General features: G+C 62.1%; 21 protein-coding genes and 2 pseudogenes. 14 read left to right on the top strand and 9 right to left on the bottom strand.

Features of this window, described 5'->3' with window-relative positions; genetic code table 11:
- Positions 1–28 precede the first annotated feature (28 nt).
- The 6 genes and pseudogenes from HCN58_RS15555 to HCN58_RS15530 form a co-directional block, all read right to left on the bottom strand.
- Positions 29–308 (bottom strand): annotated as a pseudogene (locus tag HCN58_RS15555) (GYD domain-containing protein).
- Between the two features lie 47 nt (positions 309–355).
- Positions 356–763 (bottom strand): cytochrome C oxidase subunit IV family protein, encoded by a 408-nt coding sequence (locus HCN58_RS15550; RefSeq protein WP_171580218.1) that lies wholly within the window; start codon positions 761–763, stop codon positions 356–358.
- Positions 764–772: 9 nt separating this feature from the next.
- Positions 773–1,495, bottom strand: a complete 723-nt coding sequence (locus HCN58_RS15545; protein ID WP_171580217.1) for a heme-copper oxidase subunit III family protein — start codon at positions 1,493–1,495, stop codon at positions 773–775.
- Positions 1,496–1,511: 16 nt separating this feature from the next.
- Positions 1,512–2,216 carry a cytochrome c oxidase subunit 3 gene (locus HCN58_RS15540; protein WP_171580216.1) on the bottom strand — a complete coding sequence of 235 codons (705 nt, stop codon included), beginning with the start codon at positions 2,214–2,216 and terminating at the stop codon, positions 1,512–1,514.
- Positions 2,213–3,988 carry a cbb3-type cytochrome c oxidase subunit I gene (locus HCN58_RS15535; RefSeq protein WP_171580215.1) on the bottom strand — a complete coding sequence of 592 codons (1,776 nt, stop codon included), beginning with the start codon at positions 3,986–3,988 and terminating at the stop codon, positions 2,213–2,215. The genes HCN58_RS15540 and HCN58_RS15535 overlap by 4 nt, the downstream gene beginning before the upstream one ends.
- A 76-nt stretch (positions 3,989–4,064) precedes the next feature.
- Complete coding sequence (locus tag HCN58_RS15530; RefSeq protein WP_171580214.1) at positions 4,065–4,898, bottom strand: cytochrome c oxidase subunit II; 834 nt, start codon at positions 4,896–4,898, stop codon at positions 4,065–4,067.
- A 546-nt stretch (positions 4,899–5,444) separates the two neighbouring features.
- Between HCN58_RS15530 and HCN58_RS15525 the strand changes: the two genes are divergently transcribed.
- Entirely contained in the window at positions 5,445–6,359 is a 915-nt protein-coding gene (locus HCN58_RS15525; protein ID WP_171580213.1) for a DUF2189 domain-containing protein, read from the top strand.
- 67 nt (positions 6,360–6,426) lie between these two features.
- Here HCN58_RS15525 and HCN58_RS15520 read toward each other — a convergent pair whose 3' ends face one another.
- A complete protein-coding gene (locus HCN58_RS15520; protein WP_171580398.1) occupies positions 6,427–7,599 on the bottom strand; it encodes a DUF2865 domain-containing protein in 1,173 nt (390 codons plus the stop codon).
- A 168-nt stretch (positions 7,600–7,767) separates the two neighbouring features.
- Positions 7,768–8,079: a hypothetical protein gene (locus tag HCN58_RS15515; protein ID WP_171580212.1), complete on the bottom strand. Its 312-nt coding sequence runs from the start codon at positions 8,077–8,079 to the stop codon at positions 7,768–7,770.
- A gap of 304 nt (positions 8,080–8,383) precedes the next feature.
- Here HCN58_RS15515 and cysS point away from each other — a divergent pair, with 304 nt between their 5' ends.
- The 4 genes from cysS to HCN58_RS15495 all read left to right on the top strand — a co-directional run bounded on the left by cysS (position 8,384) and on the right by HCN58_RS15495 (position 12,475).
- A complete protein-coding gene (gene cysS, locus HCN58_RS15510; RefSeq protein WP_171580211.1) occupies positions 8,384–9,799 on the top strand; it encodes a cysteine--tRNA ligase in 1,416 nt (471 codons plus the stop codon).
- 117 nt (positions 9,800–9,916) lie between these two features.
- Entirely contained in the window at positions 9,917–10,429 is a 513-nt protein-coding gene (locus tag HCN58_RS15505) for a GNAT family N-acetyltransferase (protein WP_171580210.1), read from the top strand.
- The gene (cimA, locus tag HCN58_RS15500; RefSeq protein ID WP_171580209.1) at positions 10,426–12,024 is read left to right on the top strand and encodes a citramalate synthase; all 1,599 of its coding nucleotides are present in this window, start codon (positions 10,426–10,428) and stop codon (positions 12,022–12,024) included. The genes HCN58_RS15505 and cimA overlap by 4 nt, the downstream gene beginning before the upstream one ends.
- Positions 12,025–12,097: 73 nt before the next feature.
- Positions 12,098–12,475: a VOC family protein gene (locus HCN58_RS15495; protein WP_171580208.1), complete on the top strand. Its 378-nt coding sequence runs from the start codon at positions 12,098–12,100 to the stop codon at positions 12,473–12,475.
- A 12-nt stretch (positions 12,476–12,487) separates the two neighbouring features.
- On the opposite strand, the gene HCN58_RS15490 is transcribed toward HCN58_RS15495, so the two are convergent.
- Positions 12,488–13,093 carry an LOG family protein gene (locus HCN58_RS15490; RefSeq protein WP_171580207.1) on the bottom strand — a complete coding sequence of 202 codons (606 nt, stop codon included), beginning with the start codon at positions 13,091–13,093 and terminating at the stop codon, positions 12,488–12,490.
- A 212-nt stretch (positions 13,094–13,305) separates the two neighbouring features.
- Between HCN58_RS15490 and HCN58_RS15485 the strand changes: the two genes are divergently transcribed.
- The 9 genes and pseudogenes from HCN58_RS15485 (at position 13,306) to HCN58_RS15445 (ending at position 24,833) form a co-directional block, all read left to right on the top strand.
- Positions 13,306–15,294: an ABCB family ABC transporter ATP-binding protein/permease gene (locus HCN58_RS15485; protein ID WP_171580206.1), complete on the top strand. Its 1,989-nt coding sequence runs from the start codon at positions 13,306–13,308 to the stop codon at positions 15,292–15,294.
- Positions 15,295–15,350: 56 nt separating this feature from the next.
- On the top strand, positions 15,351–16,049 hold the full coding sequence (locus HCN58_RS15480) for a phosphatidylserine decarboxylase (protein WP_171580205.1): 699 nt from the start codon (positions 15,351–15,353) through the stop codon (positions 16,047–16,049).
- A gap of 76 nt (positions 16,050–16,125) precedes the next feature.
- A complete protein-coding gene (locus HCN58_RS15475; protein WP_171580204.1) occupies positions 16,126–17,013 on the top strand; it encodes a CDP-alcohol phosphatidyltransferase family protein in 888 nt (295 codons plus the stop codon).
- 130 nt (positions 17,014–17,143) lie between these two features.
- The gene (locus tag HCN58_RS15470; protein WP_171580203.1) at positions 17,144–17,863 is read left to right on the top strand and encodes an RraA family protein; all 720 of its coding nucleotides are present in this window, start codon (positions 17,144–17,146) and stop codon (positions 17,861–17,863) included.
- 39 nt (positions 17,864–17,902) lie between these two features.
- Positions 17,903–18,871: pseudogene (locus tag HCN58_RS15465) on the top strand (Bug family tripartite tricarboxylate transporter substrate binding protein).
- 191 nt (positions 18,872–19,062) lie between these two features.
- A complete protein-coding gene (locus tag HCN58_RS15460; protein ID WP_171580202.1) occupies positions 19,063–19,836 on the top strand; it encodes a motility protein A in 774 nt (257 codons plus the stop codon).
- 33 nt (positions 19,837–19,869) lie between these two features.
- A complete protein-coding gene (locus HCN58_RS15455) occupies positions 19,870–20,697 on the top strand; it encodes an OmpA/MotB family protein (protein WP_171580201.1) in 828 nt (275 codons plus the stop codon).
- Between the two features lie 155 nt (positions 20,698–20,852).
- Positions 20,853–22,751 (top strand): potassium transporter Kup, encoded by a 1,899-nt coding sequence (locus tag HCN58_RS15450; protein WP_171580200.1) that lies wholly within the window; start codon positions 20,853–20,855, stop codon positions 22,749–22,751.
- 156 nt (positions 22,752–22,907) lie between these two features.
- Positions 22,908–24,833 (top strand): potassium transporter Kup, encoded by a 1,926-nt coding sequence (locus HCN58_RS15445; RefSeq protein WP_171580199.1) that lies wholly within the window; start codon positions 22,908–22,910, stop codon positions 24,831–24,833.
- Positions 24,834–24,987: the final 154 nt, after the last annotated feature.

The following is a 24,987-nucleotide window of genomic DNA, read 5'->3' as shown; positions in this document are numbered from 1 at the left end:
AGCGCATGGTAAGTCAGCGCGCTCTGGTCTAACCGAGCGAGTTGATGATCTCCCGATAAGACGCTTCAGGAAACGCTTTCAGCGTGCGTGTCCGGATGTTTCCCAGCATGCCTAGCTGCAGATTGAAACGCGCCGCCACAGCATCGTCAGGAGCTTCGTAAATCGCGACGATGTCATAGTCGCCCATGGTGAGGAAAAAGAGTTTGAAACTCGCCTCCCATTTCCTTGAGAGCTTTCTTTGCCGTATTCAGACGATGAGGCGACTCCTTTACCTTCTGGATGCCTTGGTCTGTCCAATTTGCAAGCATGACGTTATGTGGTCATGACCTCCTCCTTCTGATGCCGGCGGTGCTATCTAGGTCGGCGACGCGAAGAACAGGACCCGGATGAGGTGCGTGTACTCGGACTCGAACACCATTATGGCCACGAAGACCAGCACCAGCACCGGAGGCAGCAGGATGGCATAGGCGAGCGCCAGCCGTTCCCAGGCCATGTGCATGAAAACCGCGACGATCAGGCCGGCCTTCAACACCATGAACAGCAAGATCAGCGACCATCTGAGATGGCCGTGCAGGCCGAAATAGTCGACGAGATAGGAACAAGTGCTGAGCACGAACAACCATCCCCAGACCACGAGATAGAGCTTGATCGGGTGCTGCTGCCCCTCTGCGTGCGTGGCTCCAGCTGCGACCGCGACTGCGTCATGCTTGTGAGTGTGCAGCGAAGGTTGTTGGGCTCCCAAATCTACCGCCACGTTTGTCATGCGCTGACCTCACCAAAGATAGAAAAAGGCAAAGATGAACACCCACACCAGATCGACAAAATGCCAGTACAGGCCCATGATCTCGACGATCTCGTAATGGCCCTTCCGGCTCGTGAAAAAGCCGCGCCTTGCGACGTCGAAGTCTCCCCGCCAGACCTTTCGCGCGATGGCAATCAGGAAAATCACGCCGATCGTCACGTGGGTGCCGTGGAAGCCGGTGATCATGAAAAAGCTCGAGCCGAACTGCGCCGCGCCCCACGGGTTTTCCCAAGGCCGGACGCCTTCCATGATCAGCTTGGTCCATTCGAAGGCCTGCATGCCGACGAATGTTGCGCCGAATGCCGCGGTGACCAGCATCAGGACCGCGGTTTTGACGCGATCGCGGCGGTAGCCGAAATTGACGGCCATCGCCATCGTCCCGCTGCTGCTGATCAGGATGAAAGTCATGATGGCGATCAGGATGAGGGGGATATGCCTGCCTGCGATGTTAAGGGCGAAGACCTCGCTCGGATTCGGCCACGGCACGGTCGTGGACATTCGCGCAGTCATGTAGGACAGCAGGAAGCAACTGAAGATGAAAGTGTCGCTCAGGAGGAAGATCCACATCATGGCCTTCCCCCAGGAGACATTCTTGAACGCGCGCTGATCCGAGGACCAGTCGGCGGCAATGCCTCGCCAGCCTGCAATCCGCTCAGGCGATTCTACGGTGTCCGTCAGCGTCGTCTCTGCCATCCGAGCGATGTCCTCTCTATTTGAGCAACTGGCGACAAATGTCGACGAAATCGTCCGTCCAGCCGGTCAGCAGGCCAAGCAGGACCAGCCAGACCAGCAGCAAAAAATGCCAATAGATGGCGCAGAGCTCCACGCTCAGACGCACCTGGACCATCTTGGCGCCACGCCACACCTTGGCAGTCGTTCGGCCCAGAGCCAGCAGACCGCCCATCAGATGCAGCCCGTGCGCGGCGGTGATCAGGTAGAAGAAGGAATTGGCTGGATTGGACGCCACGAAATAGCCGGAGACCCGCAGTTGCTGCCATGCAAGCAACTGCCCGACCAGGAACACGACGGCGGATAGTCCGCCTGCGAGCAGGCCGATAATCACACCGTCCATGTCGTCCCGGCGCGCGGCGACGTGCGCCCATTGCAGCGCGACACTGCTCAGGACCAGGACGCCGGTGTTGAACCACAACAGACTGGGCACGGGCATCGCCCGCCAGTCCACCATATTCATGCGCATGGAGTAGGCGCTGATAAAGAGCGCGAACAGCGAGCCGGCGACAGCGAGGAACACTCCCAGCCCGATCTTCGCTGCCGGCAAGGTCATTGCGCCGGTGCCGGGGAAGTCACTGATCGGACCTTCTTCCAGCCACGGTTTGGCAGTCAGCCGCTGCTGTGACAGCCACCATCCGACGATCACCGCGATCACAGCCATGAACAGGATGATGGCGCTCACGGCGCGGCTCCCTGGAGGGCCCGTGTCGCCGGCGGCTGATTCTGCGGAATGAAATCTTCCTTGGCGCCTGGCACGCTGTAATCATACGCCCACCGATAGACCACCGGGAGCTCCTTGCCCCAGTTGCCGTGTCCGGGCGGCGTCTCCGGCGTCTGCCACTCCAGTGTTGTCGCCCGCCACGGATTGCCGCCTGAATGCCTGCCCTTGAACAGGCTCCAGACGAGATTGAACAGGAACACCATCTGGGCGAAGCCCACGGTCAAAGCCACCACGGTGATGAAGGCATTGAGCGTATGGGCAGATGGCGGGACGAACGCCACTTCGCCGATGTCGTGATAGCGGCGCGGAACACCGAGCAGCCCGAGATAATGCATGGGAAAGAAGATCAGGTAGGCGCCGAGGAACGTTACCCAGAAATGGAACTTGCCGAGCGCGTCGTTGAGCATCCGCCCCGTGACCTTGGGGTACCAATGATAGATCGCGCCCAGCACGACCATGATCGGCGCCACGCCCATCACCATATGGAAATGCGCGACGACGAACATGGTATCCGAAAGCGGGACGTCCACGACGACGTTGCCGAGGAAGAGGCCGGTGAGCCCGCCGTTGACGAAGGTGATGATGAAGCCGAGGGCGAACAGCATCGGTACCGTGAGATGGATGTCACCGCGCCACAGGGTCAGCACCCAGTTATAGACCTTGATGGCGGTCGGGATGGCGATGATGAGCGTCGTGGTTGCGAAGAAGAACCCGAAATGCGGGTGCATGCCACTGACATACATGTGGTGCGCCCATACGATGAAGCTGAGGGCGCCGATGGCCACGATGGCCCAGACCATCATGCGATAGCCGAAGATGTTCTTTCGCGCATGCGTGCTGATCAGATCGGAAACGATGCCGAAGGCGGGCAGGGCGACGATGTAGACTTCGGGATGTCCGAAGAACCAGAACAGGTGCTGGAACAGGATCGGGCTGCCGCCGCCATACTTCATCTGCTGCCCCATCTCGACGAGTGCGGGCATGAAGAAGCTGGTCCCGAGGAGACGATCGAACAGCATCATGACGGAGGCGACGAACAGCGCCGGGAAGGCCAGTAGTGCCATGATGGTGGCCGTGAAGATGCCCCATACCGTCAAGGGCAACCGCATCAGTGTCATGCCGCGGGTGCGCGCCTGCAGCACTGTCACCACATAATTCAATCCACCCATGGTGAAGCCGATGATGAACAGGATCAGCGAGGACAGCATGAGAACGATGCCCCAATCCTGCCCGGGCGTGCCGGAGAGGATCGCCTGCGGCGGGTACAGCGTCCAGCCTGCGCCGGTGGGCCCGCCGGGCACGAAAAACGTCGAGGCCAGCACCACGACGGCGAGCAGGTAGACCCAGTAGCTCAGCATGTTCACATAGGGGAACACCATGTCCCGGGCGCCGACCATCAGCGGGATCAGGTAATTGCCGAACCCTCCCAGGAACAACGCCGTGAGCAGGTAGATCACCATGATCATGCCGTGCATGGTGATGAACTGGAGATACTGGTTTGCATCGATGAAGGAGAATGTGCCGGGAAATCCCAGTTGCAGGCGCATCAGCCAGGACAGCACAAGCGCCACCAGGCCGATGGCCGATGCCGTCAGCGAGTACTGGATGGCAATGACTTTGGCGTCCTGCGAAAAGACATATCGTGTCCACCAACTCGTGGGGTGATAGAGTTCAACCTCTGCCACTTCGGCAGGCGGAATTTCTGTAGTCGCATCATATGGAACATCGACCATAGAAATACCTCCTCGGTCGTTCCCATCGGGGGTGAATGAGTTGGCTTCACACGCCCGATCTATTTTCGCGCGGCACTTACTTGCCGCCGGATCTGTACGTCGCCTTCGTAACGGCTTTTCGTCCTGACAACTCTGCAAACGTCTTCTGTTGCTCCAGCCAGGCGTGATACTCACCATCTTCCTCGACGATGACCTTGGCCCGCATCTGCGCGTGTGCTGCGCCACACAGCTCGGCGCACAGCACATCAAACGTTCCGGTGCGGATCGGAGTCATCCAGAAATAGGTGACCATGCCAGGCACCATGTCCATCTTGGCCCGGAATTCAGGCACATAGAAATCGTGCAGGACATCGACGGAGCGGAGCAAAACCTTGACCGGCTTTCCGACCGGGAGGTGCAACTCGCCACTTTCGATCACGACGTCGTCTTGCCCGTGCGGGTCGTCGCGATTCAAACCCATGGGGTTATCGGGACTGATGTGGCGGACATCGGTTGTGCCCATCCGGCCATCCTTGCCCGGCAGCCGGAAGCTCCATTGCCACTGCTGGCCCATGACCTCGACCTCGGTAGCGTCCGCCGGAACGGTGACGAACTGGTGCCACACAAACAGCCCGGGCGCCAACATGGCCGCAACGCCGATCGCCGTCCCGATGCTGAGCCACCACTCGAGCTTCTTGTTCTCCGGATTGTAGTGTGCCTGTCTTCCCTCCTTGTGATGAAAGCGGAAGACGCAATAGGCCATGAAAGCGATCACCGCGAAAAAAACGACGCCGGTAATCCAGAAAGTGATGTTGATGGTGTGGTCAATGTAGCTCCAGTTCGTGGCGATCGGCGTCCACCACCACGGGCTGTAGATGTGAAACAGCACCGAGCCGACTGCGACTAAAAGCAGTATGATGGCGACAATCATCCTCATTCCTCCTTGCCATCAAAGGCAACGGAGACGAATCAGAGGGCGGAGCTCACACCTGTCTCGATGGCAGATTCAACACTTGCGCCATCGCAGTGCGTCTTGCCTCGCCCACTTTGATCGGTCGCGACATCAAAACGTGAACGGAGCACACGTTACGACCGCTAGTCATCAGATCGGGGCGTCAGGAATTAAGATGATACGCGTCGAGGCCGGCGTCAATAGATCAGTAGGGAGCTGTGGCTCGCGCGGGAGCGCTACACGATGCTTCAGGCCAGCGAGTCTCAGCCGGCGCAATCGCTTGATGATGACGCGCCGCACCAAACGACTGTGCATGTGCACAATTCACCCAACAGTGCGTGCTTTCTGCTTCCAATCGCGCTAAACTTACCAAGCAGGTCGCGACAAGTTTCGTCCGGCTAAGCTCCATCTGAATTTGGGTTTGCCGTACCAGGCTCGACCGCGACACTCGCACATCAGGGCGGAGGCGCGCGGTTGCGGCGCGTCGTTATGACCGCCGCAACTTAAGAGCACGGGAGGGTGCGCATGGCCACTCTATATTCCGACAGCATCGCAAAAGTTGGACGACACGTATTCGGCGAGGCCGCCACATACCCCATTCGCAAAATCGAACTGTCCGACTTGAGCGAGGCGCTGCGCCTGGGCTGGGAAGATTTCAAGGCAGTGCCAAGTCACGCGATTGTCGTATGCGTGATTTATCCCGTTCTCGGTATTGCTCTCTTCAGGATGGTCCTTGGCTACTCGGTACTGCCGCTGCTGTTTCCGCTGGCCGCCGGCTTTGCCTTGATTGGACCCTTTGCCGCGATTGGTCTCTACGAGCTCAGCCGCCGCCGCGAGCGCGGCGAGGAAGTCGGCGCATGGGATGCGCTCTGCGTGCTGCATGCCCCATCTTTCGGCGCCATGATCGAGCTTGGCGTGCTCCTGCTCGTTCTATTCGGGGCCTGGATCGGCGCAGCGAACGCTATCTACGTCTCCATCTTCGGCCACGCACCGGCTGCGAGCATTCCCGATTTTGCAACGCGCGTGCTGACGACGCCGGACGGATGGTCACTCATAATCGTCGGTTGCGGCGTCGGCTTCCTGTTCGCTGTCGTCGCCCTGTGCGTCAGCGTTGTGTCGTTTCCGTTGATGCTTGACCGGCATGCAACTGCGATAGACGCTATCCGCACGTCACTGCGCGTTGTGATGAAAAATCCGGTTCCGATGGCCGGGTGGGGCCTGATTGTCGCGGCGCTGCTGGTGATCGGTTCGATACCGCTCTTCGTCGGGCTGGCCGTCGTTCTGCCGGTGCTTGGTCATGCCACTTGGCATCTGTATCGGAAAGTGGTCGAGCCCGATCCTAATCCTCCGCAGGAATTACCGCGCCGGCGGAAAGGACACCGGTACGCGGCGGATTTTCCGTCCGCTCTGTTCCCGTGGGGCCGTGAGCGCGAGCCGTAGCAGCGAAATGCGAGCCCGGGTTCGCTGCCTGTCGTTCCCCGCGGAGGCGTTCGAGGGGTAGGGCCGCCTACTGCTTGGGCGGAATGAAGGTCGGGCCGACGGTGCGGATCGGCTTGTCCTTGTCGTTGGTGGTGGCGGTCGTATCCGGCGCCGGCGTTGCAGTCGGCGCGGCAGCGGTGCCGTTGGGCGCGGCGCCCTTCTTGGCGGCAGCCGGCGGCGGAGCTCCCTTCGCTTGCCCGCGCTGCTGCATCCGCCTCGCGCTTTCCTCGGTGACGATGATGTCTCCCTGCTGTTCGACCGTAGCCTTGTCGTCGACCGACTTCAGCGCTTCCGACCAGGTCTGGCCCGCGGGCTTGCAAGAGCAGGAGGGATTGAACTCAGTGCGGAATTTGAACGCGTTGGGCAGCGACGAATAGGGCTGGCCGTTGATCGAGACCGCCTGGTTGATGTCTTCGCCGGGATTGCGGTAGGCGAACAGGCTTGCCTCCGCCGCCGGGCATAGCGCCTTGCAGGTCCTCTCATCGTCCGGGAAGCGGGCCTGCACGGTAGCGAACGAGACCGGGAAATAGGCGCCGTCGCAGGTGCGGACGCAGACGGTGCGGAAGGTGCCGGATGGCGCGGCGAGATCGGCGCTGGGCGGCGGCAGCGGGTTATTGTTGCCGAACAGATTGTCGATGAAGTTGCCCGGACCGCGCGCGGCAGCGGCATATTGCGGGCCGCAATTGTTCTGCGCGAGCGCCATCAGCACCGAGCGGCGCTGGTTTTCTCGATCGGCGCCGCCGATGCCGCCGCTGCGCAGCCGTTCCAGGCTGGTGGTGATCTGGTCGAGATTGGCGCGCATCTGCTGAATCTGGTTGTTCACCGGGCCGCACTGGGCGGAACGGCCGTTGAACAGCGAGAAGAAGCCTGAGCTTTCGCAGCCCATCCGCTTGGCCTGCAGCGTGACCCGATCGAGTTCGGCCTGCTGCTTGGCCTGCGCGTCCTGATAGCGGCGGATCTGCTCATCTTTGGCGGGGTCGCCAGTGCCGGCGCCGCGGTCGATCGTCGCCAATTGTCCTTCGAGCCGGATGCAGATCGGATTGGCCGGCGCGCCCTGTTGTGGCGGGGCGTCCTGGTTCATCTGCGCCATGGCGTCTTCGTTCGTCTGCGCCACAGCGGGTGCGCCCGGGGCAGCGATACCGAGCAGGATGGCGCAGGTCAAAATCCGAAAGGAGAGGGGAGCGTTGCGAATTTCCAGCATATCCGGCCATTGAGAGCTGATCCGCGTGGCATGAAAGCCTGATGGCGCGGCCAAGGCGGCGTTCTGCGGCCAAGGCCGCATCCAATACCCGCTTCTCGGGGCAGCGTCACGTCGTTTCCGGGGCGCGGGTGTGGCAAACCGGCCCTTGAAATTACGGAATAAATGCCTCTAGCGCTGGCAGGTGATGGCGACATATTCGCCGCACGCCGGACCTGAGCATTTGTCGCTGCCGCCGATTGGAACCGCGCTGGTGAATTCGTCGGGCTCGACGCGGCGATAGGCGGTGGCCTGTGCAAATTCCCGTGACTGACAATATGAGCGGGCGGCGTGGGCGCCGCATTTGTCGCCCCTGGCGAGGCACTCGTCCACGCCGTAACCATCGGCCTGGTTAGCCACAATGAAGACGCGGCTATCAGCGGACGCGGCCGAGGCGGAAGTAAGCAGGAAGGCACAGGCGATGAGTGCGGAGGAAAGTCGCATGGACGGCACCGGCAGGGGGAAGAGACCGCCTCAAGAAAATACGCCCAAACGGTTAATAATGATTAACCATGAGGGCCGAGGGCGGCAGCGAATGGCGGGAGTTCGCCGGCCTGATCGGCTCCAAATCGGGCACAAGCAAGGCCTTGACGGCGCGCTTCCGATACCGCAATGGTGGAACCATGAACGGTCTCCTCGCCATCTGCGCCATTTGCCGCGAGATTATTAGCTAGCGATTCGCTGGCTGAGGCCGTCTTTTCTCAAAAATGAGATCACTGGACGCCCGGCCGCAAGGGATGGGTTTTCCATGGAACTGCGCCTCTACGATACGTTGACCAAGGAGAAGCGGCCGTTCGTGCCGCTTAATGCCGACAACGTCCGCATGTATGCCTGCGGACCGACAGTCTACGACTTCGCCCATATCGGCAACGGTCGCGCGGCCATCGTGTTCGACGTGCTGTTTCGGGTGCTGCGCCATCGCTACGGCGCGGATCGCGTGACCTATGTCCGCAACATCACCGACGTCGACGACAAGATCAACGTCCGCGCCGCGCGCGACTATCCCGGCGTGCCGCTGAACGAGGCGATCCGCAAGGTCACCGAAGAGACGTATCAGCAATACCAGGACGACGTCACCGCGCTCGGCTGCTTGGCCCCGACGGTGCAGCCGCGCGCGACCGAGCACATCCCGGAGATGCGAACGATCATCGAGAAGCTGGTTGCCGGCGGCTTTGCCTATGTCGCGGAAGATCACGTGCTGTTCTCGCCGCAGGCGATGAACGAAGCCAATTCCGTGATGCCGCGCTATGGCGCGCTGTCAAAACGCTCGCTCGACGAGATGATCGCCGGCGCCCGCGTCGATGTTGCTCCCTATAAGCGCGACAATACCGATTTCGTGCTGTGGAAGCCGTCGAAGCCGGGCGAGCCGTCCTGGCCGTCGCCATCAGGCATCAAGGTAGAAGGCCGCCCCGGCTGGCACATCGAATGCTCGGCGATGGCCTGGAAACATCTCGGCGAGAAGTTCGACATTCATGGCGGCGGCATCGACCTGGTGTTTCCGCACCATGAGAACGAGCTGGCGCAGACCTGTTGCGCCTTTCATTCCGACCGCATGGCGAATGTCTGGATGCACAACGGCTTCCTGCAGCTGGAAAGCGAGAAGATGTCGAAGTCGCTCGGCAACTTCTTCACGATTCGCGAGATGCTGGCCGATTGGCCGGGCGAGGTGCTGCGTCTGAGCATGCTCAAGACGCATTATCGTTCACCTCTCGACTGGACTCTGAAGGGTGCGGAAGAGAGCGCAAAGACGCTCGATGATTGGTACGCGATCGCAGCCGACGCCGTCGCCAGCGAGCCGTCGCCGGCCATGATCGAGGCGCTCTATGACGACCTCAACACGGCGCTGGCGATGGCTGTCCTGCACGGCCTGCGCAACGCGGCTGCGTCCGGTGGGGCGCGGGAACGCGGCGAGTTTGCGGCGTCGCTCCGGCTGCTCGGCTTCCTCTCGATGAGCGCTGCGGAGTGGAAAGGGCGGAAGCAGCAGGCGAGCGGCATAGATGCCGACCAGGTCGATCGCCTGATTGCGGATCGCGCGGCGGCGCGGGCGCGCAAGGACTTCAAAGAATCTGACCGCATCCGCGACGAACTCGCCGCGATGGGCGTTACCATCAAGGACGCCAAGGATAAGGACGGGAAACCTGTCACCACCTGGGAGATCGCGTGATGGAAAAACCCGATACCCCGTTTCCCAAACACTGGCGCTACTACATCTTCATCAAATGGGCGCTAATCGTTGCCGCGGTCGTGCTGGCCCTGAGATTGTTCGGAGTGCTTTGACGCGATGGGACAGGCATTGCCCAAACCTGGCTTGCGGCCGTTTTTGCCGGCAGATGTTCCGATGCTGGCGGCGATCTTCGTTGCCGCTATCGAGGGGCTGACCGGCGACGATTATAGCGAGGCACAGCAGGAAGCCTGGGCTGCGACGGCCGAGGACGAGGAGCAATTCGGCAAGCGGTTGGCCGGGCAGTTGACGCTGATCGCAACCATTCAGAACGCGCCGGTCGGCTTCGCCTCGCTGAAGGGCGCTGACCATATCGATATGCTCTTCGTTCACCCGAGCGTCGCGGGGCAGGGGGTTGCATCGATGCTGGTCGATGCGTTGGAGAAACTGGCGGGCGCCCGCGGCGCGAAAACCCTGACCGTCGATGCCAGCGACACTGCCGAGCCGTTGTTCAGAAAGCGCGGCTATACCGCCAAGCAGCGCAACACCGTCTCGCTCAACGGCGAATGGCTCGCCAACACCACGATGCAGAAGACGCTGGCCGATAGCGCCGCGCCGGGAGCGCCGACATGAGCCGCGAACGCCTTTATCTGTTCGACACGACATTACGCGACGGTGCGCAGACCAACGGCGTGGATTTCACGCTGCATGACAAGCAGATCATCGCGCAGATGCTGGATGATCTCGGCATCGACTACGTTGAAGGCGGCTATCCCGGCGCCAATCCGACCGACACCGAATTCTTCGCCGAAAATCCGAAGCTCGAATACGCGAAATTCACCGCGTTCGGCATGACGCGGCGTCCCGGCCGCTCGGCCTCGAACGATCCGGGGCTAGCGGCGCTGATCGAGGCCAAGGCCGATGCGATCTGCTTCGTCGCAAAATCCAGCGCCTATCAGGTGCGGGTGGCGCTGGAGACCACCAACGAGGAAAACCTCGCCTCGATCCGCGACAGCGTCGCTGCTGCGAAGGCTGCGGGGCGTGAGGTGATGGTCGACTGCGAACACTTCTTCGATGGCTACAAGGAGAATGCCGATTTCGCGCTCGCCTGCGCCAGGGCGGCCTATGATTCCGGCGCGCGCTGGGTCGTGCTGTGCGACACCAATGGCGGCACCATGCCGCATGAAATCGAAACCATCGTAGGCGCCGTCGTGAAGCACATCCCGGGCAGCCATGTCGGCATCCACGCCCATAACGACACCGAGCAGGCAGTCGCCAATTCGCTGGCCGCGGTCCGCGCGGGCGCGCGGCAGATTCAGGGCACGCTGAACGGGCTCGGCGAGCGTTGCGGCAATGCCAACCTCTGTTCCCTGATCCCGACACTGCGGCTGAAGAACGAATTCTCCGACGCGTTGGAAATCGGCGTCACGGACGAAAAGATGGCGACGCTGATGAAGGTGTCGCGCACGTTGGATGACATGCTCAACCGCGCACCGAACCGCCATGCGCCTTACGTCGGCGAGAGCGCGTTTGTGACCAAAACTGGTATTCATGCTTCTGCGGTCCTGAAGGATCCGCAGACCTACGAACACGTATCGCCAGAGTCCGTGGGCAATCACCGCAAAGTGCTGGTATCGGACCAGGCCGGTCGCTCCAACGTGATGGCCGAACTCGACCGCGCCGGCATCGCTTATGAAAAGAACGATCCAAAACTGGCGCGCCTCGTCGAGGAGCTGAAGGAGCGGGAAGCGGCCGGCTTCGCCTATGAATCCGCCAATGCCTCGTTTGATCTCCTGGCGCGGCGTACGCTCGGCCGCGTGCCGGAATATTTCAAGGTCGAGCAGTTCGATGTAAATGTCGAGCAGCGCTACAACGCCAATGGCCAGCGCGTCACGGTGGCGCTTGCCGTGGTGAAGGTCGACGTCGCCGGCGAGCGGCTGATCTCGGCAGCGGAAGGCAATGGCCCGGTCAACGCGCTCGACGTCGCGCTGCGCAAGGATCTCGGCAAGTACCAGAAATACATCGAAGGCCTGAAGCTGATCGATTACCGCGTGCGTATCCTCAACGGCGGCACGGAAGCGGTGACGCGGGTCCTGATCGAGAGCGAGGACGAGAACGGCGAGAGCTGGACCACCATCGGCGTCTCACCCAATATCATCGACGCCTCGTTCCAGGCGCTGATGGATTCGGTGATTTACAAGCTGGTGAAATCGAGCGCGCCGGCGTGAGGAGGGGCGGAGCGGTGCCACAGACACCGCCATTAGAGCTCCTCGCAATGACGGGAGAGAGCGGAGGCTATTCATGATCGATCACATCTCCGTCGGCGTCAGCGACCTCGAACGTTCCGCTCGCTTCTATGAAGCCACCCTCGCGCCGCTCGGCCTCTCACGTCTCGTCACCCGTCCGGCCACCATCGGCTTCGGTAAAACCTACCCCGAATTCTGGATTAACCTGCGCGCCGGCATGGCGCCGGTCGCGCCCGAAAGCGGAACGCACATTTGCCTTCGTGCCAAAACAACGAGTGATGTCGACGCGTTTCATGCCGCCGCACTCAACGCCGGCGGCCGTTCCGACGGCGCGCCGGGCATTCGGCCGCATGATCGTGTCAAGTATTACGCGGCGTTCGTCATCGATCCCGACCGCAATCGCATCGAGGCCGTCACGTTTCCAAGCGAGTGAAGCCGTGGCGGCCTAAAGCTTCTGCGCCAATTCCGGTGCCATTTCCTTGGTACCCGTCGGCGCCCGCGCGGCAGCGGCGCGCAGGCGCGGCACGATGTCCTCGACCCGCTCGGCCTTGAGAATGTCGATGTCCAGCGACGGGCGGATGAATTCGGTTGAGCGCATATGCGCCAGCAGCGCGATCAGCGGCTCCCAGAAGCCATCGATGTTGGCGAGCAGCACCGGCTTGGAATGACGGCCGAGTTGCTGCCAGGTCATCTGCTCGACCAGTTCCTCCAGCGTGCCGATGCCGCCGGGCAGCGCCACAAACGCGTCCGAGCGTTCGAACATCAGCCGCTTGCGTTCGTGCATGTCGGGCGTGACGATCATTTCTTGAACGCGTGACAGCGCGTGCTCGCGGGACTTGAGAAAATCCGGGATGATGCCGGTGACCAGGCCGCCGTGATCCAGCGTGGATTTGGCGACCGCGCCCATCAGGCCAACGGAGCCGCCGCCATAGACGAGCCGGATATTGTTCTCGGCAAAATTCTTTCCCAAAGCGTGGGCGGCTTCGACGAAGCGGGGGCTGGAGCCGGAGCCGGAGCCGCAATAGACACAGACAGTTTTGATTTGATCCATAAAGACCATGTGGCACTGCACCCAGGAAACCTCAAGTCTGGTTGACTTCGCTGATGCAGCAGAAATAGGCCCGAAATAAAACCAAACGGGGGAAAGATTTATCTTTCAAGGCTGTACGCGAGAGTTAAACGCTCTATATGACGGACCTATGCAGATCATCAGAAACCATTTGACGGCGGCCGGTGCGCCATCCTGCGTTGGGCGCGACAGCGATGGCTGATCCTGATTCGCGCACCGATACCGCCCAACTGCCGGCCGACAACGCACCTGAAGAAGCGACCCTGATCGGCACGCTGGTTCACCTGTGGCCCTATATCTGGCCCGGCGACCGCACCGACCTGAAAATGCGCGTGGTCTGGTCGATGGTGCTGTTGCTCGCCGCGAAGCTCGCGACGCTGACGGTGCCGTTCACCTTCAAATGGGCGATCGATGCGCTCAACGGCATGGGCACGGCGCCGGTCGAGCCGTCGAACTGGATGCTGTGGCTGATTGCCTCGCCACTGCTGATGACCGCAAGTTACGGCGCGGTGCGTGTACTGATGGCGGTGCTGACGCAGTGGCGCGACGGCATCTTCGCCCGCGTCGCCATGCATGCGGTGCGAAAGCTCGCCTACATCACCTTCGTTCACATGCACGAATTGTCACTGCGCTTTCATCTGGAGCGCAAGACCGGCGGCCTGACGCGCGTTTTGGAGCGCGGCCGGACCGCCATCGAGGTGATCGTGCGGATGGTGATCCTGCAGTTGATCCCGACCATCGTCGAGGTGTCGCTGCTGATGGCGGTGCTGCTGTGGCAGTTCGACTGGCGCTACGTGCTGGTCACCGCGATCACGGTCGTGATCTATATGTACTACACCTATCTCGCGACCGAATGGCGGATCGAGATCCGCCGCAAGATGAACGATTCCGACACCGAAGCGAACACCAAGGCTATCGACTCGCTGCTCAATTACGAGACGGTGAAATATTTCAGCGCGGAGCAGCGCGAGGCCGAGCGCTACGACCGTTCGATGGAGCGTTACGAGCGCAACAGCGTGAAGACCTATACGTCGCTCGCGGTGCTCAACACCGGGCAGGCCATCATCTTCACCTTCGGCCTCACCGCGATCATGCTGATGTGCGCGCTCGGCGTCCGCAACGGCACCAACACGGTCGGCGATTTCGTGCTGGTCAACGCCATGATGATCCAGCTCTACCAACCGCTGAATTTCATGGGCATGGTGTATCGCGAGATCAAGCAGGCGATCATCGACATCGAGAAGATGTTCAACGTGCTGTCGCGCAATCCGGAGATCAAGGACATCCCCGGCGCCGCGCCGCTTGTCGTCAGCTCCGGGAATGTGCGCTTCGACGACGTGCGCTTTGCCTATGATCCGGAGCGGCCGATCCTCAAGGGCCTCAGCTTCGAGGTGCCCGCCGGCAAGACGGTCGCGATCGTCGGTCCTTCCGGCGCGGGCAAGTCGACGATTTCGCGACTCTTATTCCGCCTCTATGACGTTTCCAGCGGGAAAATCCTGATCGACGGCCAGGACATCCGCAACGTCACGCAGGCGAGCCTGCGTGCGTCGATCGGCATGGTGCCGCAGGATACCGTGCTGTTCAACGACAACATCCGCTACAATATCCGCTACGGCCGCTGGGACGCCGGCGATGCCGAGGTGGAAGAGGCGGCGCAACTGGCGCAGATCGACAGCTTTATTCGCAACTCACCCAAGGGCTACGAAACCCAGGTCGGCGAGCGCGGCCTGAAACTGTCCGGCGGCGAGAAGCAGCGCGTGGCGATCGCGCGCACGATCTTGAAAGCGCCGCCGATCCTGGTGCTGGACGAGGCGACGTCGGCGCTCGACAGTCACACTGAACACGAAATCCAGGAAGCGCTGGAGCGCGTCTCGCGCGGCCGCACCTCGCTCGTAATTGCACACCGGCTCTCGACCATCGTCGGCGCCGATGAAATTATCGTGCTGGATCAAGGGCGCATCGCCGAGCGCGGCACGCACGCCAGGCTTTTGGCTACGGGCGGGCTTTATGCCAGCATGTGGAACAGGCAGCGTGAAGCCGAGGAGGCGCGCGAGAAGCTGGCGCAGATCGACGATGACAAGGAGGCGCCGAACCGCGCTCCGCCGCCAGTCGATGATCCGCTCAATGAGCCGTCCAAGGACCAGCCACAATCCAAAGATCCCTTGGCAACAGCCGCGGAATAATCCAAATACGGCGCTACTTCCAAAGCAGGAAGCCGGCCAGATAACAGCGAGCCCTAATGTCGATTGCGAATTCCATCCGCGCGCAGATCCCGTCTGTTCATCCCGAGGGCTATCCCTTCATCGGCGGCTTTGCGCTGGTCAGTCTGATCCTGTTCTGGATCTGGACGCCGCTGGGTTGGATCGGCACTGGCTTGACCGTCTGGTGCGCGCTGTTCTTCCGCGATCCCGTTCGCGTCACGCCGGTACGCGACGGCATCGTGGTGTCGCCGGCCGATGGCCGCGTCTCCATGGTCGCGCAGGTGCTGCCGCCGGCCGAACTCGGCCTCGGCGACCGGCCGTTGCCGCGCATCTCGATCTTCATGAGCGTGTTCAACTGCCACGTGAACCGCAGCCCGGTGACGGGCCGCATCGACCGTATCGCCTACCGTCCCGGCACCTTCATCAACGCCGAGCTCGACAAGGCCAGCGAAGACAATGAGCGCAACTCGCTGGTCATCTCGACCACGAACGGACGGATCGGCGTGGTCCAGATCGCCGGGTTGGTGGCGCGGCGGATTGTCTCATTCGTGCGGGAAGGCCAGTCGATCGGCGCCGGCGAGCGGTTCGGCCTGATCCGTTTCGGCTCGCGTCTGGACGTCTATCTGCCCGAAGGCACGAGATCGCTGGTTTCGGAAGGCCAAACGGCGATTGCCGGCGAGACGATTTTGGCCGATTTCGGATCGACCGAGCAGGGGCGGACTTTTCGCGCCGATTAACTATCAGAATGGCTGGGCCTTTCGGCCGGACACGCAATGGCGGAGCGGGCCGGCGCTTGCTATATAATGGCGAGCCATGACGCCATTTGACCCCAAATACCCTGAATTGCGCCGCCGCCGGTTTCGCCCGATCCCGGTGCGGATGCTGGTACCCAATGTCATTACCTTGCTCGCGATCTGCGCCGGGCTGACGGCGATCCGCCTGTCGATCGAGGGGCGGATGGAGCTCGCGGTCGCTGCGATCGTATTCGCGGCGGTGCTCGACGGGGTCGACGGCCGCGTCGCGCGCATGATCAAGGGCCAGTCGAAATTCGGCGCCGAGCTCGACAGCCTGGCGGATTTCGTCAATTTCGGCGTCGCGCCCGGCCTGATGCTGTATTTCTGGCAGCTCCAGGAGTTGAACAATGGCGGCTGGATCGCGGCGATGGTGTTTGCGATCGCGGGTGGCCTGCGGCTAGCGCGCTTCAACGCCAGTATCGACGATCCGAACAAGCCTGCCTTTGCGGCGAATTATTTCACCGGCGTACCGGCGCCGGCCGGCGCGATCCTTGCGATGCTGCCGTTCTATCTGGCGTTTCTCGGCATCCCCAAGCCGCCGGCCATGCTGACCGCGGCCTACACGCTGCTGATTGCCTGCCTGATGGTGTCGCGCCTGCCGGTATTTTCCGGCAAGACCGTGAAGATGCGAGTGCCGCCGGAAATGGTGCTGCCGGTCTTCGTCTCGGTCGTATTCTTCGTCGCGCTTCTGATCGGCTATCCCTGGCATATCCTGTCGATCGGCTCGGTGCTGTATCTCGCGAGCCTGCCCTTGGGCTGGAAGTCCTATCGCGACCACGAGCGCAACACCGCCGCGGCGCAGTCGGCTGCAACGACTGCTGAACCCGTCGCGCCATCATCTCCAGCAGCGACGTTTTCGCCGGCCTCTGATGACACCGAGGACGAACGGCCGGCGCGGCTGAACTGATCGTCCCGCGCTACGCTCCGATATAGCTGCCATGAGCCGCTGCCGAGTTGGGTTCTCCTGCAATCTCGGCTATAGGGCTTAGCGACATACGGCCTCAAAGAGCCGGGCCGAAAAATCAGGAGAGAACGCCGTGAACAAAGCCGTTACCGCCCCGCTGCCTGCTTCCGTCCTCGAGGCGCTGGTGCGCTACGACACCCCGACGATCTGCAATGCGATGGAGATCGTGGCGCCCGAACGCCGCCTGATCGGCTACACCACCAAGCCGCTGGTCTGTCCGTTTCCCGATCTGCCGCCGATGGTCGGTTATGCCCGCACGGTGACGATCCGCTCGGTGCTCAAATCCACCCTTCCGCCCGACGAGCAGGCGAGGCGCCGCATCGCCTATTACGAATATGTCGGCACCGGCTTCGGCCCGCGCATCACCGTGATCCAGGATATCGACGGCGCCGATGTCGGCTACGGCGCGTTCTGGGGCGAGGTGCAGAGCAACGTGCACAAGGCGCTCGGCTGCCTCGGCGTCATCACCGACGGCTCGATCCGCGATATCCCGCAATGGGCGCCGGGCTTCCAGGCCTTGGCTGGTTCGATCGGACCGTCGCATGCCTGGGTCCATGCCGAACACTGGGGCGGTGAAGTGCGCGTCGCCGGCATGACGGTGCATTCCGACGATCTGATCCACGCCGACCAGCACGGCGCGATCGTGATCCCCGTCGATATCGCGGCGAAGATTCCGGAGGCCGCCGAGCTCTGCGGCCGGCGCGAGACGCCGATCCTGGAGATCGCGCGCAGCTCGGACTTCACGCTGGAAAAACTGAAAGAGGCGCTGAAGCGCTCGGCGGAGATTCACTGACAAAAAGTCGGATCTAACAATCGGGCGAGGGGGAGCGTCATGAGAGGGTTCTGGGCGACACTGTCATTATCGTTCCTTCTCGGTGTCGCAGCCGCGCAGGCGCAAACCTATCCCTCCCGCCCGATGACGCTGGTCGTGCCGTTCCCGCCGGGCGGATCGACCGACACCGCCGCCCGCATCATGGGCGAGCGGATGCGCGCATCGCTCGGGCAGTCCGTCGTAATCGAAAATGTCGGCGGCGCCGGCGGCAGCATTGGCATTGGCCGCGTCGCGCGCGCCGCGCCCGACGGCTACACCTTCGACATCGGCCAGTGGGACACCCATGTCGGCAGCATCATCTAAAAGCTAGACTACGACCTCGAAACGGATTTTGAGCCGATCGCGCTTGTCTCGAACAATCCGCAGCTCATGGTCGCCAACAAAGACCTGCCAGCGAATACGCTGACCGAGCTCGTGGCGTGGATGAAGGAAAACCCCGGCAAGATCAATTTCGTCAACCAGAATGCAGCGGCGAACGTCACCGGCGTGTTGTTCGAGAACCTGATCAAACAGAAGGTGCAGTTCATTCCCTATCGCGGCGCCGGGCCGGCGATGACCGATCTCGTCTCGGGCACGGTCGACTTGCTGGTGGTGCAGGGTGCGGTGGCGCTGCCGCAGATCCGCGCCGGCAAGATCAAGGCGCTCGCCAATCTTTCGCCGATGCGTTCGGCCTCGATGCCGGATATTCCGACCGCGGACGAGAGTGGCGTGCCCGGCCTGTATATGTCCGGCTGGTTCGGTTTCTGGGCCCCGAAGGGCACGCCGAAGGAGATCATCGCCAAGCTCAACGCGGCGACAACGGAGGCGCTGGCCGACCCCGCGATCCAGAAGCGCTTTAGCGAACTCGGCCTCGACGTCGCGCCGCACACGCAGCAGACGCCGGAAGGGCCGGCCGCCTTCCAGAAGGTTGAGATCGAAAAATGGTGGCCGATCATCAAGTCAGCCGGCATCGGCACCCAGGCGCAGTAACCGCCAGCCGCCATGGTTAGCCAATCCTTGAGATTGCGCAGGTCGCCGCCCCGCAATTTTACGATCCCTGTTCGAGTTTAACCTTTACGGCTCTTTAATTGCGCGGTCGTAGGGTTCCTCTGCGCTGGCTCCGGACGGAGCGCGCGACCGGTCAGGATGGCCGGTAGTTTGCGTACGCGTTGGAGTTCAGAATGGATATCACCACGCTCGTTGGCCTGGCAGCCGGCTCTGTCGTTCTGGCGACGCTGATCCTGATGGGCGGTGATTTCCGGATGTTCTACGACGTCCATGCCGTCATCATCATCTTCGGCGGTTCGTTCGCCGCGACAATGATACGCTTTCCGCTCAGCGCGATCCTGCACGGCATGCCGCTGGGCGCGAAATTCGCCTTCACCATGAGCCGCCTCTCGGCGCGCGATCTGGTCGACGAGTTGGCGCGCATCGCCGAAATCGCCCGCAAGCAGGGCCCGGTCGGGCTGGAAAAGGTCGAGACCGACGAGCCGTTTCTCGCCAAGGGCATTCGCTACGTCGCCGACGGCTACGATCTCGAATTCATCCGCGACAACATGGAGCGCGATCGCGACAATTTTCTGATGCACCTGAACGAGGGTTCGAAGATCTATCGTGCGATCGGCGACTGCGCGCCGGCGTTCGGCATGATCGGCACGCTGCTCGGCATGGTGCAGATGTTCTCTAACATGTCGGACCCGTCCAAACTCGGCCCGTTCATGGCCGTGGCCCTGCTGGCGACGCTTTACGGTGCTATTGTCGCCAACCTGATCTGCCTGCCGATCGCCGACAAGCTGCATGGCAAGCTGATCGACGAGGAAACCAATCGCACGCTGATCATCGACGGCATCCTGATGATCCGCGATTCCAAGAGCCCGGCGCTGGTGCGTGAGATGCTGCTGGCCTATCTGCCCGAAAAACACCGCCAGGAGGAAGGCGAACTGGTTGCGGCCTGATCGGCGGGCGGCATCCAGGCGCGGACATAAAGCATGGCCAAGAAAAAACGCGAAGAGGCGCATGGCGGTCACGGCTGGTTCGTGACGTTCGCCGACCTGATGGCGTTGTTGCTGTCGTTCTTTGTGATGCTGGTTGCTTTCTCAAGCCAGGATCAGCAGAAGCTCAAGATCGTCGCCGGCTCGATGCGCGAGGCGTTTGGCGTGCAGACCGAGTCCCGGCATTCGGGAATCGTCGAATCCGACGGCCTGCCGACGCGGCCGAAGCTGAAGAATATCGAGCATATTTCACCCGAGGATGCCTCCAATACCCCGACGCCCGAGGACAGGGACCGTCAGCGCGAAAACGGCGCCCGCCTGAAAGTCGATCGCGAGTTCGCGCTCGCCGCGGCCTCGTTGCGCCAGGCGCTGCAGGACATGCCGGAACTGACCGAAATGTCCAAGAACATCATGTTCGAGGAGACGAAAGAGGGCCTCAATCTCGAAATCGTCGACCAGGATGGCCGCTCGATGTTCGCCGACGGCTCCAAGGTCCCGTACGACCGCACCCGCCGGCTGATCCAGAAACTGGCCGTGCCGCTGAAGGCGACACCGCTACGGGTCAACATTGTCGGCCATACGTCTGCCGGCTTCGTGCCGGCGCGCGGCGAATACGGCGCGTTCGATCTGTCGGCGGACCGCGCCAACGCCGTGCGCCAGATCCTCGAACGCGAAGGGCTGCCGGCATCCCACGTCTACGCCGTTGGCGGAAAGGCCGACAGCCAGCCACTGTTTCCCGATGATCCGACGCTGCCGGCAAACCGTCGCGTTACCATCACGTTGATGCGCGAAAATCCACCGCTTCCACCAAACTTGAAGCCGTAAACGGTTCGCTACCATAATACCATCGCGGCGCTGTGGCTACTTTGCGCCAACCCATATCGCGCGTGGTGCTATGGTCGCGCGATGATTGACAGGCAACGCGGAAGCGTCGATAGCCGCCCGGATCAATTCAACGACGAGAACGTTCCTTCTCCATCATGGCTGTCAGCGTCACATCCACCGAGGCCCATGAGGGGCACGCTACCTCAGGCTTTTGGGCCCTGACGCTGGGCAGCATCGGCGTGGTGTTCGGCGATATCGGCACCTCGCCGCTGTATGCGTTCCGCGAGGCCGTGTCCCACGCGGCGAACGGACAGGAGGTCACGCGTACCATCGTCCTCGGCGTGCTCTCGCTGATCCTGTGGTCGCTGTTCATCGTGGTGACAGCCAAATATGTGCTGCTACTGTTGCGCGCCGACAACAATGGCGAGGGCGGCACGCTCTCCCTGATGGCGCTTGGGCAACGGGCAATGGGCCGCCGAAGCTGGCCGTTGCTGGCGCTCGGCGTAGTCGGCGCGTCGATGTTCATCGGCGATTCCATGATCACGCCGGCGATCTCGGTTTTGTCGGCAGTCGAAGGTCTCAAGCTGGTTACGCCCTCGCTCGAACACTACGTAGTGCCGCTGACGATCTTCATTCTGGTCGTGCTGTTCTCGGTGCAGAGTAGCGGCACCGCGCGCGTCGCCTCGCTGTTCGGACCCGTCATGGTGGTCTGGTTCGCGACGCTGGCGGTATTGGGTTTGATCCATATCAGCGACGATCCGACCGTGATGGCGGCGATCAATCCCTGGTACGCGATCCAGTTCATGCTCACCCACGGCACCATCGGTCTGGTGACAATGGGGCTGGTGTTTCTGGCGGTGACCGGCGGCGAGGCGCTTTACGCCGATCTCGGGCATTTCGGGCGCAAGCCGATCCAGACCGGCTGGTTCTATTTCGTGCTGCCGGCGCTCCTGATCAATTATTTCGGGCAGGGCGCGCTGGTGTTATCCGACCCATCGACGATCACAAGCTCGTTCTACCGGATGGTCCCGGAGATCCTGGTGTTGCCGCTCGTGGTGTTGGCGACCGCAGCGACGGTGATCGCCAGTCAGGCGGTGATCACGGGGGCGTTTTCGCTGATCCGCCAGGCGGTGCAGCTCGGGCTCCTGCCGCGTTTCGAAGTGCGCTATACCTCGGAGACGCATGCCGGCCAGATTTATCTGCCGCGCGTCAACCGGCTACTGCTGATCGGGGTCGTGCTGCTGGTGCTGTTGTTCCGCACCTCGAGCGGTCTCGCTTCCGCCTACGGCATCGCCGTGTCCACGACCATGGTCGTCGACGGCATCATGGGCTTTGTCGTGATCTGGAAATTGTGGAACTGGCGCGCGGCGACGGCGGCGGCCGTGATCGTGCCCCTCGTCGTCGTCGACATGAGCTTCTTTGCCGCCAACCTCTTGAAGCTGTTCGAAGGCGCTTGGGTGCCGCTGCTGTTCGGCGTTGCGGTGGCGGTGATGATCTGGACCTGGCGCCGCGGTGCCGCCATCCTGACTGCCAAGACGCGCCGCATCGAGGTGCCGCTGGCGGACCTGATCAAGAGCCTGGAAAAGCGTCCGCCCCACATCGTCAAGGGCACTGCGGTGTTTCTGACGTCCGACCCGAGCTTCGTGCCGACCGCGCTGATGCACAATCTCAAGCACAACAAGGTGCTGCACGAACACAATGTGATCCTGACCATCGAAACCGCCCAGACGCCGCGGGTCGACGTTTCCGAGCGCGTCAAGATGGAAACCATCAGCGAGAAGTTTTCCACGGTGCGGTTGCGGTTCGGCTTCATGGAATCGCCGAACGTGCCCAAAGCGCTGGTGATCGCGCGCAAGCTCGGCTGGCAGTTCGACATCATGGCGACCTCGTTCTTCGTGTCGCGGCGGTCGCTGAAGCCCTCGGCGCAGTCGGGCATGCCGCTCTGGCAGGATCATCTGTTCATCGCGATGAGCCGGTCGGCGAACGACGCCACCGACTATTTCCAGATACCCACCGGGCGGGTCGTCGAGGTGGGTACCCAGGTAACCGTCTGATTTCACAGAAAAACTGGCCGGTGAGCATCTTCCGTCGTCCATGCGGGAGGCGCATACCGGAGGCCTGAATTCCGGCTAACCGGTCTATTGGTCCCGGGAGTATAGGGCTGCGCTTCTGCACTTGTGCAGTGCGGCAAAGATCCGAGGCCCCGTCTCATGTCAGTCCAGTTTGCGATCCCCGCGGCGGAAACGCCCGCGGCCAATGGTCATGGCGAAGCGCATTCCACCGCCACCTTCAAGGCGCTGATGCTCGGCAGTATCGGCGTCGTCTATGGCGACATCGGCACCAGCCCCTTGTACGCGCTGCGCGAAGCGGTGGTGGCCGCGAGCGAGACTTCGGCCGGTGCCACGCCGCAGGCGGTGCTCGGCGTGCTCTCGCTGATCCTGTGGGCGCTGGTAGTCGTGGTGACGCTGAAATACGTCGTCATCCTGTTGCGCGCCGACAACAATGGCGAGGGCGGAACGCTGGCGCTGATGGCGCTGGCGCAACGCGCGGTCGGCAAGGGCAAGGCGGCGATCGTGCTGCTCGGCATCATCTCCGGCGCGTTGTTCTATGGCGACGCGGTGATCACGCCGGCGCTGTCGGTATTATCTGCGATCGAGGGCATCAAGCTCGTCACCGTCACCTTCGAACACTATGTCGTGCCGCTGACGGTCATCATTCTGGTGGCGCTGTTTGCTGTGCAATCCCGCGGCACCGCGCGCGTTGCCGCGTTCTTCGGACCGGTGATGTGCGTCTGGTTCGCCGTCATTGCGATTGCGGCCGTGCCGCAGATCATGCGCCATCCCGAAGTGCTGCTGGCGCTCAACCCGCTCCACGCCGTCTCCTTCATGCTCCATCACGGCCTGATCGGCTTCGTGACGCTGGGCGCGGTGTTTCTCGCCGTTACCGGCGCGGAAGCGCTCTATGCCGACCTCGGCCATTTCGGCAAACGGCCGATCCAGACCGCCTGGCTCTTCATCGTGCTGCCGTCGCTGGCGGTGAACTATCTGGGGCAGGGCGCGCTTCTGATTGCCGACCCCAAGGCGATCGAAAACCCGTTCTTCCTGATGTTCCCGGACTGGGCGCTGATCCCGATGGTCGCGCTCGCAACCGCGGCGACCGTGATCGCGAGCCAGGCCGTCATCACCGGTGCCTATTCGCTGACGCGTCAGGCCATCCAGCTTGGCCTGATGCCGCGGTTCGAAATCCGCCACACCTCGGAAGCGCATTCCGGCCAGATCTATATTCCGCGCATCAACATGCTGCTGTTGCTGGCGGTGATGCTGCTGGTGGTCCTGTTTCGCTCGTCGAGCGCGCTGGCGTCCGCCTACGGAATCTCCGTGACCGGAACCATGGTGGTCACGGCCATGATGGGCTTTGTCGTGATCTGGCGGGTCTGGAGATGGTCGCCGATCGCGGCCGCCGCGCTGATCGCGCCGTTCCTGTTTCTCGATGTCACCTTCCTTGCCGCCAATCTGTTGAAGGTGTTCGAGGGCGGCTGGGTGCCGCTGGCGCTCGGCGGCATCGTGATGCTCTTGATGTATACATGGCGTCGCGGCAGCCGCCTGCTGTTCGAGAAATCGCGCAAGCTGGAATTCCCGCTCGCCGATCTGGTAGCGATGCTGGAGAAGCGTCCGCCGCAGCGGGTCCCCGGCACGGCCGTGTTCCTGACCTCCGATCCCCACTGCGCGCCGACGGCGCTGATGCACAGCCTGAAGCACTACAAGGTGCTGCATGAGAAGAACGTCATTCTCACCATCGAGACCGCGCCGACGCCACGGATCGACGATGCCGAGCGGGTGCGGATGGAGCAGCTCAGCGAGACCTTCTCGCGAATCACGCTGAAATTCGGATTCATGGAATCCCCCAATGTGCCGAAGACGCTGGCGATCGCCCGCAAGCTCGGCTGGCAGTTCGACATCATGTCGACGTCGTTCTTCCTGTCCCGCCGCGCGCTGAAACCCGCCGCCCATTCCGGCATGCCGCGCTGGCAGGATTTGCTGTTCATCCGCCTCAGCCGCGCCGCCAACGACGCCACCGACTATTTCCAGATCCCCACAGGCCGCGTCGTCGAGGTGGGAACGCAGGTCACGATCTAGGGCGAGAATAGGTTAGGATTGTCGGCCGATGGCGGCGTTAAAGCCCGTTCGGACTCAAGCTGGACATGGCGCCGTCTCCGCAAAGGGCCCAAAAAGAGACATCGATCGGTGGGGGTTGTGGCGGAACGTTCCTCGGCATTTGCTAACCCTCAGG

It is taken from the genome of Bradyrhizobium australiense, from assembly GCF_013114825.1.
Taxonomy (GTDB): Bacteria; Pseudomonadota; Alphaproteobacteria; order Rhizobiales; family Xanthobacteraceae; genus Bradyrhizobium; species Bradyrhizobium australiense.
The sequence above is the reverse complement of the archived record's forward strand: the minus strand, read 5'-3'. Positions and strand labels throughout refer to the sequence as shown.

Coding starts and splice junctions, on each gene's coding strand:
- HCN58_RS15460 (WP_171580202.1), top strand. CDS start 19,063: ATGGATATCACCACGCTCGTTGGCCTGGCAGCCGGCTCTGTCGTTCTG.
- HCN58_RS15475 (WP_171580204.1), top strand. CDS start 16,126: ATGACGCCATTTGACCCCAAATACCCTGAATTGCGCCGCCGCCGGTTT.
- HCN58_RS15495 (WP_171580208.1), top strand. CDS start 12,098: ATGATCGATCACATCTCCGTCGGCGTCAGCGACCTCGAACGTTCCGCT.
- HCN58_RS15485 (WP_171580206.1), top strand. CDS start 13,306: ATGGCTGATCCTGATTCGCGCACCGATACCGCCCAACTGCCGGCCGAC.
- HCN58_RS15520 (WP_171580398.1), bottom strand. CDS start 7,599: ATGCTGGAAATTCGCAACGCTCCCCTCTCCTTTCGGATTTTGACCTGC.
- HCN58_RS15505 (WP_171580210.1), top strand. CDS start 9,917: ATGGGACAGGCATTGCCCAAACCTGGCTTGCGGCCGTTTTTGCCGGCA.
- HCN58_RS15545 (WP_171580217.1), bottom strand. CDS start 1,495: ATGGCAGAGACGACGCTGACGGACACCGTAGAATCGCCTGAGCGGATT.
- HCN58_RS15525 (WP_171580213.1), top strand. CDS start 5,445: ATGGCCACTCTATATTCCGACAGCATCGCAAAAGTTGGACGACACGTA.
- HCN58_RS15535 (WP_171580215.1), bottom strand. CDS start 3,988: ATGGTCGATGTTCCATATGATGCGACTACAGAAATTCCGCCTGCCGAA.
- HCN58_RS15480 (WP_171580205.1), top strand. CDS start 15,351: ATGTCGATTGCGAATTCCATCCGCGCGCAGATCCCGTCTGTTCATCCC.
- HCN58_RS15515 (WP_171580212.1), bottom strand. CDS start 8,079: ATGCGACTTTCCTCCGCACTCATCGCCTGTGCCTTCCTGCTTACTTCC.
- cysS (WP_171580211.1), top strand. CDS start 8,384: ATGGAACTGCGCCTCTACGATACGTTGACCAAGGAGAAGCGGCCGTTC.
- HCN58_RS15490 (WP_171580207.1), bottom strand. CDS start 13,093: ATGGATCAAATCAAAACTGTCTGTGTCTATTGCGGCTCCGGCTCCGGC.
- HCN58_RS15530 (WP_171580214.1), bottom strand. CDS start 4,898: ATGATTGTCGCCATCATACTGCTTTTAGTCGCAGTCGGCTCGGTGCTG.
- HCN58_RS15445 (WP_171580199.1), top strand. CDS start 22,908: ATGTCAGTCCAGTTTGCGATCCCCGCGGCGGAAACGCCCGCGGCCAAT.
- HCN58_RS15455 (WP_171580201.1), top strand. CDS start 19,870: ATGGCCAAGAAAAAACGCGAAGAGGCGCATGGCGGTCACGGCTGGTTC.
- HCN58_RS15450 (WP_171580200.1), top strand. CDS start 20,853: ATGGCTGTCAGCGTCACATCCACCGAGGCCCATGAGGGGCACGCTACC.
- HCN58_RS15550 (WP_171580218.1), bottom strand. CDS start 763: ATGACAAACGTGGCGGTAGATTTGGGAGCCCAACAACCTTCGCTGCAC.
- cimA (WP_171580209.1), top strand. CDS start 10,426: ATGAGCCGCGAACGCCTTTATCTGTTCGACACGACATTACGCGACGGT.